We start from the raw sequence: 15,547 nt of genomic DNA on the forward strand, positions 1-15,547 counted from the left end.
AAGAAGTGGATGGAAGCGCTATTGAATGGGCATGATTTTCAATGTTTTTTGTAGTCGGTACGCTAAAATACCAGCGAAAATAGCTAAAACAATATCTTTTGGGAGTGGGGGAATCATCCAGAGCCACGCTAATTTATAGGAAAAATCCTCTGGCGCACTGGCCCATAGTTTATACGCAATAAACATCCAGTTTGTACCTACTAAATAATTGATAGCAGTTGCGATGAATGCGGCTAGCATATAGCTTTTCTTTGTACCACTTCGCTCTACCATTAAACCGGCAACATATGCTGCTAAAATAAAGGTGATAATGAATCCAAATGTAGGGCTTAATAGTTGACTGAATCCTCCACCAAAGCGAGCAAAGACAGGTGCTCCTGCTAATCCAATACACATATAGACTGTGCAGGCAAGCGCTCCCTTCCTACTACCCAAAATAAGTCCGGCTAAAATGGCAAAAAAGGTTTGTAGAGTAATCGGCACTCCTCCCACTGTCATAAAGGGCACAAAGGAAGTTATATTGGCACCGATCATCATGAGGGTAGAAAATATTCCGATATAGGCAATATCTACCGTCTTTAATTTTGGATGACTTTGTTCTGATACTGTTGACATGACTTCACCTCTAATTTCAAAGTATTTATCGTTAGTGTAAAAAACTAAAACAAATGTGTCAACTTAATTATAAGTGTAGGTTAACTTAAGTGTGTTGGAAATTCCTTGTAGACTAACTATATATAAAAATGTATGATAGAATCGTCATAATTTTTTAACTTTACATACTATTGGTGTGACATTTTAAACAATGTCACTTAAAAGGGAAGTCGGTGGAAGTCCGACGCTGTCCCGCAACTGTAACGAGGAGTCCTATCATGTTTATTTGCCACTGTTAAAAATGGGAAGGCTATTTATAGGATGATGAATCGAAGTCAGGAGACCTGCCAATAAGTAATACCTGTAATGCCCACGAGGATGCAAGCAATTACGGACAATAGCTGGATTTTCTGACTTTGTTTATTCGAGGGTATTTTTGTGCGTATTTTTGCATGAAATGCCTTTTTTTATTGAGTGCCAACTGAAGTAAGATCATCTGACCTACATTATGCGAAAGTATATTTAATTGCTTCATTCATCATCTTAGTAGGAGTTTAATGAATGAATAAAAAATTTATGTTATTTTCTTTAGTGCTTCTTTTAGTATTAATCGTATCCATGACACTTGCTGTAATGGTTGGATCTGTTTCGGTGACGCCATTATATGTATGGAAAGTAATTCTTTCGAAATTACCCTTTATACAACACTCAATAGAGCAAGATTGGAGTCGCTCACAGGAAATCATTATTTGGCAAATAAGAGTACCCCGTGTCATCCTTGCCGCTATTGTAGGAGCGGGTTTAGCCATTGCAGGGGCAGCGATTCAAGCACTTGTACGAAATTCCATTGCAGACCCATATATTTTAGGAATTTCTTCAGGAGCAGCAGTTGGAGCAACTTCAGTAATTATTTTAGGTGCTTTTTCATTTTTAGGTATCTACGCACTTTCTGTATCAGCCTTTATAGGGTCTTTGCTCGCAATTGGGTTAGTGTTTTTCTTATCGCGCGTAGGTGGCCGTGTCTCGATTTTTCGCTTGCTATTGGCAGGGATGGCGGTTTCCTTTATATTAACGGCCATTTCTAATTTTATATTAATGATGTCGAAGCAAGAGGGAGCTTTAAAGTCCGTTATGTTTTGGATGTTAGGCAGCTTAGCTGGAGCAAAATGGAATAATATTATTATTCCCGCCTCCATCTTTTTCATTGTGTTCGGGCTTTTATGGCTATTCTATCGAAATTTAAATTTGCTATTACTTGGGGAAGAGGCGGCGGTAACGTTAGGAGTGAATCTTCAACAATTTCGCATACAGCTCATTTTACTTGTCTCACTTTTAACGGGGGTACTTGTAGCAGTGAGCGGTTCTATCGGATTTGTGGGATTAATCATTCCGCATATAGTACGATTAATTGTCGGTTCTAACTATAAATATGTAATACCAGTCAGTGCTTTATTGGGAGGGATTTTCTTAGTTTGGGCAGATGCATTAGCTCGAATTATTATTGCTCCACAGGAAATGCCAATCGGTATTATTACAGCCTTTTGTGGGGGGCCGTTTTTCATTTGGTTACTCCGTCGTAATAATTATTCTTTCGGTGAAGGAGATTAACTTCCATGACATTAGAAGCAAAACAAGTATCATTCTCCATTTACGATCAGCGAATACTTCATGAGGTAAGTGTAAAAATAAAGGAAAAGCAATTTGTCGGGTTAATTGGCCCCAATGGTAGTGGGAAGTCGACATTGCTTAAAAATATGTATCGTCTCCTAAAGCCAGAAAGTGGGACAGTCTTGTTAAATGAACAAGATATTTTAAAGCAATCTAGTAAAGCCATTGCTAAAAATTTAGCCGTTGTTAGTCAAGAAACACCCGTATTATTTGACTTTACTGTTCATGATTTAGTCAGTATGGGAAGGACTCCACATAAAAAGCTATTAGAGCTTGATCAGGAGCAAGATTTTCAAATTGTAAAAGATGCTTTGAAGCAAACGGGCATATTGCACCTAGCGAAACGAAGCTTTAGCTCACTTTCCGGTGGGGAGAAGAAGCGTGTTATGGTGGCAAGAGCACTCGCTCAGCAAGCACAGGTCCTTATATTAGATGAACCAACAAATCATTTAGATATTCAACATCAACTTCAACTGATGGACTTAATTCAAACTTTGCATCTAACAGTAGTAGCCGCTCTCCATGACTTGAATATCGCTGCTATGTACTGTGACCAAATTTATGTTTTACAGCGCGGACGCATTGTTTGCCATGGTACACCAGAAGAAGTACTTACACCATCATTGTTGCGAGAAGTATTTGGAGTATTTGCTGATATTCAAACACATTCACTGACGGGTAAGCCGTATCTTACATATGTCCCTGAACAATTCGCAAGAGGGGGCAACCCTATTTAGTTTGCCACGATCATTCAACACCATCTAATAAAAAAGGGCGCTCCTTCATATAAGAGGGCGCCCTTTGTCATCTACTATTAAGATACCGCTTTTAAACCTGCAACTCCAATGATAATCGCAATGATGCTGATGATTCGTGCAAGGTTTTTAGATTCCCCAAAGAACATAATATTGACCAGCACGGCACCTACAGTTCCAATACCAACCCAAACAACATAGGCGATGCTTAGTTGTAAATAGTTGAAGGAAGCATATAAAAGTGCAAAGGATAAACCAAAGCCTCCGACGTATAATAATAAATTTCGTACGGTTTTATGTTGACTATAAAAGCGTAAACCAATGACACCGACTATTTCCGCCACTGCTGCTAATATAACGAATACCCAGCCCATTATGCATCCACTCCTTTTGTCGTACTAGTATCCTTCGATGGATTATCCGCCAATTTTAGGCCAATAACGCCCAATACTAAAATAACCATGAATATCCCTTTAATTGCATTAAAATCACCATTGAAAATAAAAATATCCATTAAAGTAGTACCAATTGCACCTGCTCCAGCGAAAATTGCGTAGACAGTACCCGTAGGGAGTTTTTCACAAGCCTTCGATAAGAAGTGAAAATCAACAGCGATAATAGATACAATAATGATCCAATGCCACCATGCATTTGCTACATTAAAACCGAATATCCAAAACAATTCAAATAAACTTGTTAGTCCAACATACATCCATTCTTTTTGCATAAATAAATTCCTTCCGTAGTAGAATATTATGACTGACATTCAGTCATTTTTAGAATAAAAGAGAACGCCACTTATGCGTGACGTAGGCCAAGTGCATGATATAAAAAGTCTAGAAGCTCAAGCTTAAGCTGCTGCATGGTTTCATCCTTGCTATCGTCAAACAAATAAATTTGTTCGGCAGCAGATTCGATTAGACCGATGATAAGCTTGGCTGATCGCGATGGATTAATGGAATCTCGAATGATTCCTTGTTGCTGAGCCGTTAATAAAAAATGACTCATCCAAGCATAGTAGGGGGAATAGATGTTTTCCCACTCTTTCAAATGCTCAGTTTGTGCAATACCCGCATAAATAAGTGCGACAATATCTCCATATTCTTTCGTAATTAAGAAAATCATCTCCACCACTTCTTCAAGCTGCTGTTCAAAGGGTTTATGATCTGAAACACCATCTTCGACAGTAGCCATAATGCGCTCTACCATATTTTTGGCAATAGCGGGCATAACCGAAAGACGCGATGGGAAATAAAGATAAAATGTTCCTTGTGCAATTCCAGCTGCCTTTACGATATCTGAAACCTTTGTTTTTTCAATACCTTTTTCTCGAAATACTTCAATGGCTGCTTGAATAATTTTTTCTTCCTTTGACATGATATCCCTCACTTTTGCCTTACTTATTAGTATGTTACAGGAGAGAAAAATGAATGTCAACGAAAAATGACTGATAGTCAGTCATTTTTCGGTAAGTATAGTTGTTTTAATTTCAGGGAACTTTATGTTTGAAAGGATTGATGACAATGGAAAACATTAAATTTGCACAATTAGATTCACAGCAACTTGCGAAAATTAATGAACTGGAGAAAAAAATGGGTGTCACATTAGTTGCCTATGATTCATCATCTATGCCACCAAATAGCTCTGGGGCTTATGAGGAAAATAATAGCACAACCAATAATCATCCATCATAATAAATGTGAAATGCCTTGCAGTCATGTAAGGTATTTTCATTTTAAGTAGCGTTTAAGGAGTGAATGAACATGAAAGAGTTTTATGCTGATTTACATATTCATATTGGCCGCACAGCTAAAGGACGTGCTGTGAAAATTACTGGTAGTAAAACGTTGACATTAGCGCGCATATTAGAGACTGCTAGTGCAAGAAAAGGACTGGACATCATTGGTATTATTGATTGTCATTCGCCTGAGGTTATAGAGGAAATGAAAGAGATGATTGACCAAGGTGAACTCGTGGAACTGGCAGAGGGTGGACTGCGTTTTCAAGAAACGACACTGATACCAGGTTCAGAAATAGAAATCTATGATCAATATTGCCATGGTCCCATTCATGTGCTTGCTTACTTTCCTACATTATTGCTCATGGAGCAATTTTCAAATTGGATGTCTCAGCATATGAAAAATATTCATTTAAGCTCACAACGAATTTACTGTGATGGAAGAACATTGCAACAAAAAGTTCATGAGTTGGGAGGGCTATTTATTCCTGCTCATGTATTTACTCCCTTTAAAAGTTTATATGGCAAAGGTGTTCATCACAGTCTAACAGAAGTTTTTGATCCCCAGCTAATAGATGCAATTGAATTAGGGTTAAGCTCAGATACAAATATGGTACGCCATATTAAAGAGCTTCAAGCATATCCATTCGTGAGTAATTCTGACGCGCATTCTCTTGGGAAACTCGCACGAGAGTATCAAAAATTACGATTAGCAGACGCAAACTTTGTAGAATTACAAATGGCTCTTCGTGAACAACAGGGACGAGCAATCATCGCCAATTATGGCTTGAATCCATTACTTGGTAAATATCATCAAACAGTTTGTGGTAAGTGCGGAGAACAACTTAGTAACGAAGCTATAATTTGCTCGAACTGTGGAAGTCCACAAATCATAAAGGGTGTTGCTTCACGTATACAGGAATTATCAGAGGATTTTACACACGAAAAAAATAGACCACTGTATATCCATCAAGTACCGCTCGATTTTATTCCTGGTATTGGCCCAAAAATGATGGAACGATTACTGCAAGCATTTGGAACAGAGATGAATATTTTACATCGAGTAACCATTGAACAACTTGAACAAATTGTGCCACAAAAAATGGCCAAATTAATAGATGCTGCGAGAACAGGTCATTTAAATATTGAAGTTGGTGGTGGTGGAATTTATGGGAAGGTCCACATTGAATAGCAAAAATGATTTAAAAAGATTATTGGTTTTTTAACCTATTTTTAACTCCCTTCTAGTAAAATAGTTAAAACAATTACTATTTTTAGGTAGGGGAGAGAAAGTATGAAATTTTCAAAGAAATTCCGTTTTTTAGCCACAAGCATGCTTGCATTACAGTTAACAATACCTGTCGCTGCGATTGCTGAAGAAACAGGAGATTACATAGCACCAAGTTGGACTACTCAGGCAGATTATATAGCTCTAGGTGATTCAATTGCACATGGAATGAATGAGGTCGGTGCAATTGGATTAGGCTACACAGATTTTGTTGCACAAGCTTTACAAAAAGAGGGCTTCATTACTTCTTATAATAAAGGTTTTGCAATGTCAGGCTATACAACAAAAAATGTGTTGGCAGATATACAAAATGATGTTGCCAAAACAGTGACTGGTTTTGGCTATCCTATGGAACAGGTTAAATTAAAAGCATCTATTAAAGAGGCAGAGATTATCACGTTAACTGTAGGCGCTAATGACTTACTGCCAATATTAAAAGAATCACAGACAGCCGGAATTGATACACTCGCCATCATAAAGGCTACAAAAGAGGCTGTAACCAATATTGCAGCAATTTTAACTGAAATAAAAAAATTAAATCCACAAGCAGAAATTTATGTGATGGGCTATTACAATTCATTCCCATATTATAGTGAGAGCTTACAAAATCAATTTAAAATACTATTGGCTACAATGAATACAACTATTAAAACGACAGTTGAAAAAGCTGGAGCGTTTTTTGTACCTACATCTGATGTTGTGGCAAAGGATGTTCCAAGCTATCTTCCAAATCCAGAAAATATTCATTTAAGTGAAGCAGGTTATTTTGCAGTAGCAAATGAGGCATTTTTACCAATCATAAAAACTAGTACCTTATGGGATGTAACGAAAGCTATTCAAGTCCATGTAAAAGATCGTAAAACGGTGGATGTAAATTGGCAAGAAGCGACGGATAATGTTGGTGTGGAGAAATACAAAGTATATGTAAATGGCAAATTAACTTCAACAGTACCTGCTGATACAACCGAGACGACACTTACAGATTTGACAGAGCATACAGCCTACACAATTACAGTAAAAGCAATTGATGCTGCTGGTAATGAAAGTGTTCAAAATCCAACAGCGACTTTCACTACAGGAGAAACAATTCGTTTTACAGATACAGCGAATCATTGGGCAAAAGATTATATTCAACAAGCAGCAGAAGCAGGGATGATGAATGGCTATCCAGATGGCACATTTAAACCTAATCAAAATGTGACACGCGCACAAGTAGCCTCTATATTAGTGAGAAGTTTGGGAATAACAACGCAGGAAAAAGCGCCATTTACAGATATCGTTAATTATGATGCGAAAACACAGTCGGAAATTGCGGCAGCGTATGCACATGGCATTATTAAGGGAGCCGATGGGAAGTTTAACCCTGCAAAACCTGTAACACGCGCTGAATTAGCATTGATGATTGAGCGTGCCTACGAGCAACAATTTAAACAGCCTTATATTGTCCAAGGAAGTGCACCATTTACAGATATTGCATCTTATAATGCAGAAACAAAACATGCCATTACGATGTTGTTTGAGCTAGGAATTGTGTCGGGAGATGGACAGAAGTATTCACCGGCAGCTTCAACTACAAGAGGGCAAACAGCTAAAATGATGGTGAATCTGAATCAATTATTCACTAAATAAAAAATTGAAGGTAGAGGTGAAACAACATCTCTACCTTTTGACGTTTTCGCTATAGCAAATGAAAGCTTTTGTATCATTTTTCTTTGTGATACCACTATTTCAGAAACATTTTCATTTCATTAAATGCCAAGTCACGATGACCAGCCTGACAGTGTTGTTCACCACCGGTTTCCTTGGTAAAGATTTTCGTAGTGATTGAAGCAGCATTACACAGTTCACGCTGGATTTGTGGTAGACGGCTAATTGGAACATATTGATCATCCTCTCCAGCAAGAAGTAATACATCCTGATTAATAAACTGACCGATTCCAGCCATCGTATGTTTCTCAAAATTTTTAATTAATGTAAACGGCGTTTCCTCACCTGTATTCTCCATGCCTTTCATTACCTTCCACTTTAAGTCGATGTTTGTGGCCATCATATTTTCAATAATTGCATTGACATCATCTGATTTATTAGTAGCTAAAAGAGCAGTCAGTCTACTCCAGATATCTTCGGGCATTCTAATCTTTAATGCATCAAGACCGCTGTAGAAAATATTAAATGCTATCACTTTGTCAATCCGTTTTTCAAATGCTGCCGCACGCATCGCTAGGTAGCCTCCCCAGGAAGCACCCATAATACTGACCCGATCTAATTGAAAATAGTCAATGATTGCAGCGACCGGTTTTTCCCAATTATGAATGAATTTTAAACCATTCTTTAATGCTGACCCCTGCCCAGGACCGTCAAAAACGATAATATTATAATCAATTCCTCTAATGAAGCTCATCATCTTCACCATTTCTTCCATATAGGAATCATAGCCACCGAATACCAGTAACGTTTTATTGGCACTAGGTTTAATTAATTTAATTACGGGTAGTACGGAGTTCTCATAGGGAACTTGATAGGGTTCATAGTCAAAATCATTAAAACCTTTATAGAAAGTCTCCCGATATTTTTGATACATTCTATTTTTGTTTGGATCTGATGGAGCTAGATAAAATTCAGCAGCTTGATAGTAGACTGATGCAAGATCATAATGGTACTGTTCTTCTCGCTTTATCGCATACTCTAGCCAAGCTTCATACCAGCTTTCTAAATCAGTTAATCTTGGAATAATACCTTTTAAATCATGGTTAGCCCTTTCATCATTCTGATAATAGTCATTTAAGAAACGATTGATTTGCAAGTTAAATTGTTCATTGTTAACATAATTTTTAAACATTGTATCCCTCCTCTTATTAATTACAAAACCCATGATAAAGTGCTCCATAAGGTCTAACAATAAGCAAATGAGTTGAAAAAGTAGGAAATCGTACATTGTATAAAGAATGGTTCGAAAAGCTTCTTTTTAAGGGGGATTGATTGTATGGCAGAGGACGTTCGAGTATACAAGACAAAAAAAAGTATTACAGAAGCATTCATTATTTTGTTGAATGAAAAAGATTTCAATCAAATTACGATAAAAGATATTTGTAGCCGTTCGTTAATTAGCAAATCCACCTTTTATAGTCACTTTGTAGATAAGTATGATTTGCTAGAAAAAATGGTGAACAAGTATATCACTTTTTTCAAAAATGAAATATCATTCCGCTTTGTTTCTACTGACCAGGGACATGTTGCTCAAGTAATTGAAATGATCATGGACCAAACTGCTGCAAATAAGAGAGAGATTGCAACACTATTAAATGTACATGTTCCTTTTGCAAATTTGCGTGTTGAATTAGAGGGGATTTTATACCAAGCTTGTTTATCTTATTTGAACGAAAAACTAAGCGATCCTAATGTCTCTATTGACTACCTGGCTCAACTGTATACTGCAAATGCTATGGTGCACATCAACTGGACTTTAAAAAGCGAAAAGGATAAAAATGCGATTGAACTTGTCCATAAATTACAACAGTATATTTTTGAACAGGTTCAAAAATAAATAGGTTGAACGCCCTCTAATGATAGTTATTGGGTGTTAGTAGATGACTGAAAGAAATAAGATTCGTCTAGAAGAAATTATATTAGGTAAATACGTGGGTTAGAGGATAATATATGAATATACGTAGTGTTTTTAATTTGTACATATATTGAATTTACTGAATTAAAGAGAGGAAAATGAGGATGTTTTCATTTATTTTATCTGCCAAAAGATTAGTTAAAGGATTGTGGCGGTCATTTAAACGACCACAGTTCCTATCATTATTTACGACACTATTCCTCATCATTCTATCGGGTACTTTGTTTTACAAGGGGACAGAGGGTTGGTATTGGCTAGATGCTTTGTATTTTGCTGTAGTCAGCTTGATTCCAACAGGCGTAGAAACGGGGCTATACCCAACAACCTCGTTCTCCAAGATTTTTACAATGATCTATCTAATTGTAGGTACGGGTGTAATGTTTATTATGTTGCTCACGCTTGGCCGCTCTATTGTAGACTTTTCCTTAAATGAAGAGGAAGAGGTTGCGGTTAAGAAACATTTGAAAAAGTAGAATAGCCGTACAATGAATCTGATGAAAGATTCATTGTACGGCTATATTTTATGAAAGCTTTGCTATAATGCCTTCTTCATCGTCTAAAACAAGTTCAATACCTGTTGAAAAAGGATCACCATGGAGAACATCTTTTATCCAAACACGCAAGGCACCAATCATGGCTCCTGTATTGAGTATTTCGATTTGACCATTTACTTCAACCTCCGCACCGAAGCCTGTGTCATCATCGTATGTCAATTCGACGATAACATCCTCGGGGCGAATGCTCTTATAATACGCTTGAGATAAACAAATAGCGTTAATAATATCTTGCTCGTTAATTATTTGTGCCATTGGGCTTCCTCTTTGCGTTTTTTATCTTTAAACATATTCATAATTTTTACGACTAGCATCACAATAACGGCAATTGCAGCTACGTTAATGAGTAAACCTAAAATATTTCCTAGTAAACCCATACCGCTAAATAAGCTACCGAATAATAAACCTGCAAGTCCCCCAAGCATTAATCCTTTCATAAGGCCACCTGAGAAGAAACCACCTTTTTTGGTTGTATCAGCTTTATTTGTTGAGTTTGTGTTGTTTTTATTTGTTGTGGCATTTTTTTGATCTTTAGAAGTGTCCTGAGACTTCTGGATATTTGAGCTATTGTTATTGTTTGAGAAGCCTTTTTTACCTGATTTATAGGATTTAGCCTCTGCTGTTGGTGTATCAGAGATGAATAATGTTGCACCAACTGTGGAAAATATTAGTGTCGCTGCAAATAGAGCGGCAAGAATTTTTTTCATTACTTACATTCCTCCAATATAATTTTTGGTTTGGTCATAAACTAGTTCTTATATAGTAATATTACATGAACTTTATTAAAAAATAAAACCAATACCTTCTAGAAATGAGCAATATCAAAAAATTTGAACAAATAGTGACAGATGAAGTATTTGTGGAAATTATACAATAGAAAGGGGTGAAACGATGCTAGTCACATTAATAACCTTCATCTCCATATTTTTATTGCTGTATCTGACAGAAAAAAGGCGTTTCCTCAACGCGGTAGCTCTTGGTTTAATAGGGGTATATATAATCAGAGCGTTCATTATGCAGTATCCTTTATTGCTGCCAAATGATCAGGGAATCATTTCAGAAATGGGGATTTTTATTATGCTAGGAAGCTTTCCTAGTATCATGTTTATTTTATCTATAGCCATGTTTTTCAATAGTAAGGTTTTGTTAGAGAAGGAAGGACGTAAAGTACGGAATTTAATGTTAGCTATTTTGGGGCTAAGTTTTGTTATTATGATGATATGGTATGTATTCGTCATTTTTATTCAGATTGAAAATGTGCTTTGGCATATTCTTTTCTTCTATGCGTTTTTAATTTTTGGCTATACAATGTTTTTATACACAAGTGTCCTAGCATATGCTGTATTGTATCATTTCACACCTATTCGCTATGAACCAAATTATATAATAGCCCTAGGATCAGGATTAATTGGCGATAGAGTTCCACCACTTTTAGCAAGTCGCTTAAATGAAGCGGTAAAGCAATACAAAAAGTACGGGGAAAGACCATTTATCATTGTCTCAGGTGGTCAAGGGACTGATGAAAAAGTATCAGAGGCTAGGGCTATGAAAACCTATTTATTAGATGTCCATGATATTCCTGCGAATAAAATTCTAATGGAAGATCAGTCGACCAATACAGAAGAAAATATGATTTTTACGAAAAACATAATGGATCAACATGCTCAAGGCGAAAAATACCGTTCCATATTTGTGACAAATAATTTTCACGTATTTCGCGCAAGTCTCTATGCAAAAAAAGCAAAACTAGATGCAGAAGGGGTTGGCTCAAAAACAGCCTTTTACTATGTTCCTAATGCATTTACAAGAGAATTTATAGGCTTGTTAGAAATGAATAAATGGGCCCATATTACAGTTTTTTTAATCATTACGTTATTTATAGGCTTACTGTTGCGAGCATATGTGTAACCAAAATTCAACTGTCTTCCATATAATAGTGGCAAGGCAGTTTTTTACATAATGTGCAAGGGAGGAAAACAATGTACGAGCAAATTTTAGCTAAGCGCAATAAGGAACGCATTCATTCCCTACAAGAAATCATACAAACGAAAAATACATGGTTTGCTCAACATATAAAATTACTAACATTCACTGAAGTTAACTTAACAGCCTTGCAAAAAATACTGTATCAAATAGTGCGAGGGTTATTAAAAGATCAGCAACAGCGACATTTGCAAATTGTCCATTCAGATCAAATTCAATCTGTGCAGGACAATGTATTAACGCTGTTAGCAGAGTATGATGATGTGTTGCGTGATGCTATTCCACAACCAATCTATATACTCATTTGGCAAATTTCATCCCTCGAAAGATTAACAAGCAGAATAGAAGTGGTAGATGATGTACTTGATGTAGTTGAATGGTATTTCTGCCATCAGGATAATCAAGTCAAGATTTTAGATGAAGAAGACTTAGATCATGAGGTAATGATTGATCTATATAAAGAGGCGGTTGAGGATCAGGACACGGATGCACAATATCAGCTAGGGGAGTATTACAATGCTAAGGAAGGGAATTGTTTTCAACCTGAAAAATCACTAAAATGGTTCGAATTAGCCGCAGCCCAAGGAAATGCAGATGCGCAATACGTGCTAGGGAATTTTTATTTTGAGGGAGTCGGTGTTGAGGAGAATTATACTCAGGCTTTTTCTTTATATGAAAAGGCTGCTTTACAGGGGCATGCCGATGCTGCCAATAATTTAGCGGATATGTACTTTAATGGAGAGGGTGTGCCGCAGGATTTTACTCTAGCAAGAAAATGGTTTGATTTTGCAGCTAGTAAGAATGTGGCGGAGGCTATGTTTACGCTAGGAATTATGTATGAGCAAGGATTAGGAGTCAAAAAAGATACGAATGCAGCTTTTAATGCGTATAAAAAGTCTGCCGAAACAGGATATGTGGACGCACAGTATCGTCTAGGCGGTATATATCTAGAGGGGCGTCTTGATCAAGCAAAAGATATAAATCGAGGTTTATTTTGGTATGAAAGAGCAGCAGAGCAATTTCATATCGATGCCTTTTATGATCTAGGATTTATTTGGAGTAAAGGCTTAACAGGCATTCGAAATATTGAAAAGGGCATTCATTGGTTTAAACAGGCTGCTCTGCAAGGCGATGCAGATGCGAAGCTACAGCTTGGTCATATATATAATAAAGGTGTGGGAGTGGCCAGAAATCTGAAGGAGGCTATTAAGTGGTATGGACTTGCAGCAGATGCTGGCATAGAAGAAGCCGCAAAATTAGTAGAGGAACTTAAGGAATTGTAAATTTTATATTAAAATTTCATGGTTCATTAAGATTATTTATATGGTCTAAGTTAATAATCCTTTTGTATTGTATGAGGGTTTATTTATGAGTATTTATAATTATTTAGAATAAGGGTATAAAATATTAATATAGTGAAATTTAATGATAATCAATTGAAAAATAGAAAAAAGATAAAAAAAATAAGCATAATCAAACAAACAAATGAAACAAAAGGCTACCAATAATATTGTGGTAGCTTTTTTTTGGTGAAATTCAGGCAATGTAGTAGTAAGGACTTTATATATATGTTATGTAAAATTATGGTATAAATAAAATTGACAGTAATTTTTAAAATGTTTAAGGTAAATGAGTAATTTTGAAATGAAATCATACATAAATAAATCGACTGTAGTCAATGTATAGAGAAAATCTGTTAGTTGAGTGCAATTCACCTTTTATTCATGATAGAACAATGTGTGGCTGCTTTTGGAGGAAGCAGTGTGACAAATGAAATAGTTGAAGAAAATGGGAACATAGTAATATGGTCAGCCTATTAATCGGTATTTTTTGTTGTATCAATCAATATGCTAAAAGGTATTTATTGTTTCTCAGCCTGATAAAGTAAACGGAACGAAAGAGGGAAGATAAGTGATTTTTCAAAAACAGAGTAAGACGAAGGCGTTGGATTTACAGCAATATACGGTGAAAATGGAGCTGTCTAATCGCCAATTAATGGTGAAGCAAATTGAAATGCTAAATGTAACGAAGCAAGACTTACAATATTTAAAAGCATTCCAGCCGTATGTTATGGACAATGTTGATCACATCGTAAACCGTTTTTACAATATGATCGGTACCGAACAACATTTGGTAAATATTATTAGTCATCATAGTTCTGTAGAAAAGCTTAAAATAACGTTACGGCAGCACATTATTGAAATGTTTAACGGAACGATTGATGAGGAATTTTACCAAAGGCGTGTGAAAATTGCAAAGGTGCACGTACATATTGGGCTTAGAACACAATGGTATATTTGCGCGTTCCAAGATTTATCTCTCTCATTTATAGACTTGGTTGAACAGCATATCGATCATCCGCGAGATCAGTTTAATACAATAAGGGCCATTTCTAAAATTTGTAATTTCGAGCAGCAACTTGTTTTAGAGGCATATGAAAATACTGTTGAACAGCATAAAGAAAACATGGAACTAGAAAAAGAAGCAATTGAACGACAAATTGTACACTCCTCTGAATTGCTTGCGACCATTTCACAGGAAACCAATAATTCATTTTGCAGACTAAGCGAGCAGTCTGGGGAAATTGAACAATTGGCAAAGAGATCGCTAGAAGTGTCTACGCTGGCTGAAAACCAAGCACTGGATGGACGTGAATGTTTAAAGAAACAATCACTAAATATGCATAATATTATTCAATCTCTTCATGATATAGAAGAAAATATTGAACAATTATCTGATATGTCGAAGGAAATGGAAACGATTATGAGTGTCGTTACCAATATTGCCAATCAGACCAATTTGTTAGCCTTAAATGCTGCTATTGAAGCAGCCCGTGCCGGAGAAGCAGGGAAGGGATTTAGTGTAGTAGCTGATGAAGTACGTAAATTATCCATTCAAACAAAGGAATCTGTCACCGCTGTTGCATTATTGTTGCAAAAAACGAGTGAACGCACCGGGAAATTAGAGCAATCTCTCATTCATATCCAAGATGAGGTGGCATCTGGTGAGGATAATATGTTACACACGGAAGGACAATTTACAAATATAGTAGGGGCAATGACAGAAGCAAAAGATCAAAATGATTGCATGGCGACGAAAATACAAGCAATCGCAGGTATATTAAGTGGGTTGGGTAGTTCTTTTACTGAAGTAACGAACTCAGCAGAAAAATTAGCTAGCTTTGCCCAAAATTTAAAAAGCTAGATCACTAGTAGCTATATTAAACACTATAGTACTCATTATAATGTGTGTTTAGTAAGCATATTCTTGGAGCTAGAGTTATCTCACAGTTGAGATAGCTCTATTTTTGCTAAATTTGTAAAGGGTTTAACGTAATTTTCAATG

At 36.4% G+C, this 15,547-nt stretch carries 17 protein-coding genes and 1 riboswitch; of the genes, 10 read left to right on the forward strand and 7 right to left on the reverse strand.

Going from position 1 to position 15,547, the window contains the following annotated elements; genetic code table 11:
- Positions 1 to 18: 18 nt before the first annotated feature.
- On the reverse strand, positions 19 to 615 hold the full coding sequence (locus AC1Q6O_RS21560) for a biotin transporter BioY (protein ID WP_090003202.1): 597 nt from the start codon (positions 613 to 615) through the stop codon (positions 19 to 21).
- Positions 616 to 769: 154 nt separating this feature from the next.
- Positions 770 to 960: riboswitch (cobalamin riboswitch) on the forward strand.
- Between the two features lie 195 nt (positions 961 to 1,155).
- On the opposite strand from AC1Q6O_RS21560, the gene AC1Q6O_RS21565 reads away from it, so the two are divergent.
- Together AC1Q6O_RS21565 and AC1Q6O_RS21570 are read left to right on the forward strand one after the other, a co-directional pair.
- On the forward strand, positions 1,156 to 2,202 hold the full coding sequence (locus AC1Q6O_RS21565) for a FecCD family ABC transporter permease (RefSeq protein WP_090003203.1): 1,047 nt from the start codon (positions 1,156 to 1,158) through the stop codon (positions 2,200 to 2,202).
- Positions 2,203 to 2,207: 5 nt separating this feature from the next.
- On the forward strand, positions 2,208 to 2,999 hold the full coding sequence (locus AC1Q6O_RS21570; RefSeq protein WP_008176926.1) for an ABC transporter ATP-binding protein: 792 nt from the start codon (positions 2,208 to 2,210) through the stop codon (positions 2,997 to 2,999).
- A 77-nt stretch (positions 3,000 to 3,076) separates the two neighbouring features.
- On the opposite strand, the gene AC1Q6O_RS21575 is transcribed toward AC1Q6O_RS21570, so the two are convergent.
- The 3 genes from AC1Q6O_RS21575 to AC1Q6O_RS21585 form a co-directional block, all read right to left on the reverse strand.
- Positions 3,077 to 3,391 carry a DMT family transporter gene (locus tag AC1Q6O_RS21575; RefSeq protein WP_008176924.1) on the reverse strand — a complete coding sequence of 105 codons (315 nt, stop codon included), beginning with the start codon at positions 3,389 to 3,391 and terminating at the stop codon, positions 3,077 to 3,079.
- Complete coding sequence (locus AC1Q6O_RS21580) at positions 3,391 to 3,744, reverse strand: DMT family transporter (protein ID WP_492402191.1); 354 nt, start codon at positions 3,742 to 3,744, stop codon at positions 3,391 to 3,393. The genes AC1Q6O_RS21575 and AC1Q6O_RS21580 overlap by 1 nt, the downstream gene beginning before the upstream one ends.
- A 71-nt stretch (positions 3,745 to 3,815) precedes the next feature.
- The gene (locus tag AC1Q6O_RS21585) at positions 3,816 to 4,397 is read right to left on the reverse strand and encodes a TetR/AcrR family transcriptional regulator (protein ID WP_239355427.1); all 582 of its coding nucleotides are present in this window, start codon (positions 4,395 to 4,397) and stop codon (positions 3,816 to 3,818) included.
- Between the two features lie 143 nt (positions 4,398 to 4,540).
- Between AC1Q6O_RS21585 and AC1Q6O_RS21590 the strand changes: the two genes are divergently transcribed.
- From AC1Q6O_RS21590 to AC1Q6O_RS21600, 3 genes are all read left to right on the forward strand, one after another.
- Positions 4,541 to 4,711 carry a hypothetical protein gene (locus AC1Q6O_RS21590; protein ID WP_170844197.1) on the forward strand — a complete coding sequence of 57 codons (171 nt, stop codon included), beginning with the start codon at positions 4,541 to 4,543 and terminating at the stop codon, positions 4,709 to 4,711.
- 69 nt (positions 4,712 to 4,780) lie between these two features.
- Complete coding sequence (locus tag AC1Q6O_RS21595) at positions 4,781 to 5,947, forward strand: endonuclease Q family protein (protein WP_043990225.1); 1,167 nt, start codon at positions 4,781 to 4,783, stop codon at positions 5,945 to 5,947.
- A 102-nt stretch (positions 5,948 to 6,049) separates the two neighbouring features.
- Positions 6,050 to 7,672 (forward strand): S-layer homology domain-containing protein, encoded by a 1,623-nt coding sequence (locus AC1Q6O_RS21600; RefSeq protein ID WP_090003205.1) that lies wholly within the window; start codon positions 6,050 to 6,052, stop codon positions 7,670 to 7,672.
- Between the two features lie 94 nt (positions 7,673 to 7,766).
- On the opposite strand, the gene AC1Q6O_RS21605 is transcribed toward AC1Q6O_RS21600, so the two are convergent.
- Positions 7,767 to 8,882, reverse strand: a complete 1,116-nt coding sequence (locus AC1Q6O_RS21605) for an alpha/beta fold hydrolase (RefSeq protein ID WP_089987278.1) — start codon at positions 8,880 to 8,882, stop codon at positions 7,767 to 7,769.
- A 144-nt stretch (positions 8,883 to 9,026) separates the two neighbouring features.
- On the opposite strand from AC1Q6O_RS21605, the gene AC1Q6O_RS21610 reads away from it, so the two are divergent.
- Both AC1Q6O_RS21610 and AC1Q6O_RS21615 read left to right on the forward strand, forming a co-directional pair.
- Complete coding sequence (locus AC1Q6O_RS21610) at positions 9,027 to 9,587, forward strand: TetR/AcrR family transcriptional regulator (protein ID WP_090003206.1); 561 nt, start codon at positions 9,027 to 9,029, stop codon at positions 9,585 to 9,587.
- Between the two features lie 182 nt (positions 9,588 to 9,769).
- The gene (locus tag AC1Q6O_RS21615) at positions 9,770 to 10,138 is read left to right on the forward strand and encodes a potassium channel family protein (protein ID WP_008176906.1); all 369 of its coding nucleotides are present in this window, start codon (positions 9,770 to 9,772) and stop codon (positions 10,136 to 10,138) included.
- Positions 10,139 to 10,186: 48 nt separating this feature from the next.
- On the opposite strand, the gene AC1Q6O_RS21620 is transcribed toward AC1Q6O_RS21615, so the two are convergent.
- Both AC1Q6O_RS21620 and AC1Q6O_RS21625 read right to left on the reverse strand, forming a co-directional pair.
- The gene (locus tag AC1Q6O_RS21620; RefSeq protein WP_008176904.1) at positions 10,187 to 10,474 is read right to left on the reverse strand and encodes a DUF2653 family protein; all 288 of its coding nucleotides are present in this window, start codon (positions 10,472 to 10,474) and stop codon (positions 10,187 to 10,189) included.
- Entirely contained in the window at positions 10,462 to 10,926 is a 465-nt protein-coding gene (locus AC1Q6O_RS21625; RefSeq protein WP_008176901.1) for a hypothetical protein, read from the reverse strand. Before AC1Q6O_RS21625 ends, AC1Q6O_RS21620 begins: the two co-directional genes overlap by 13 nt.
- Before the next feature lie 184 nt (positions 10,927 to 11,110).
- Between AC1Q6O_RS21625 and AC1Q6O_RS21630 the strand changes: the two genes are divergently transcribed.
- The 3 genes from AC1Q6O_RS21630 to AC1Q6O_RS21640 all read left to right on the forward strand — a co-directional run bounded on the left by AC1Q6O_RS21630 (position 11,111) and on the right by AC1Q6O_RS21640 (position 15,406).
- Entirely contained in the window at positions 11,111 to 12,127 is a 1,017-nt protein-coding gene (locus tag AC1Q6O_RS21630; protein ID WP_043990223.1) for a YdcF family protein, read from the forward strand.
- A 71-nt stretch (positions 12,128 to 12,198) separates the two neighbouring features.
- A complete protein-coding gene (locus AC1Q6O_RS21635; protein WP_008176896.1) occupies positions 12,199 to 13,485 on the forward strand; it encodes an SEL1-like repeat protein in 1,287 nt (428 codons plus the stop codon).
- 628 nt (positions 13,486 to 14,113) lie between these two features.
- Positions 14,114 to 15,406, forward strand: coding sequence for a globin-coupled sensor protein (locus tag AC1Q6O_RS21640; protein ID WP_008176893.1), 1,293 nt, complete (start codon positions 14,114 to 14,116; stop codon positions 15,404 to 15,406).
- The last annotated feature ends 141 nt before the right edge of the window (positions 15,407 to 15,547 follow it).

The organism is Lysinibacillus sp. GW823-FHT06C08 (genome assembly GCF_058795135.1).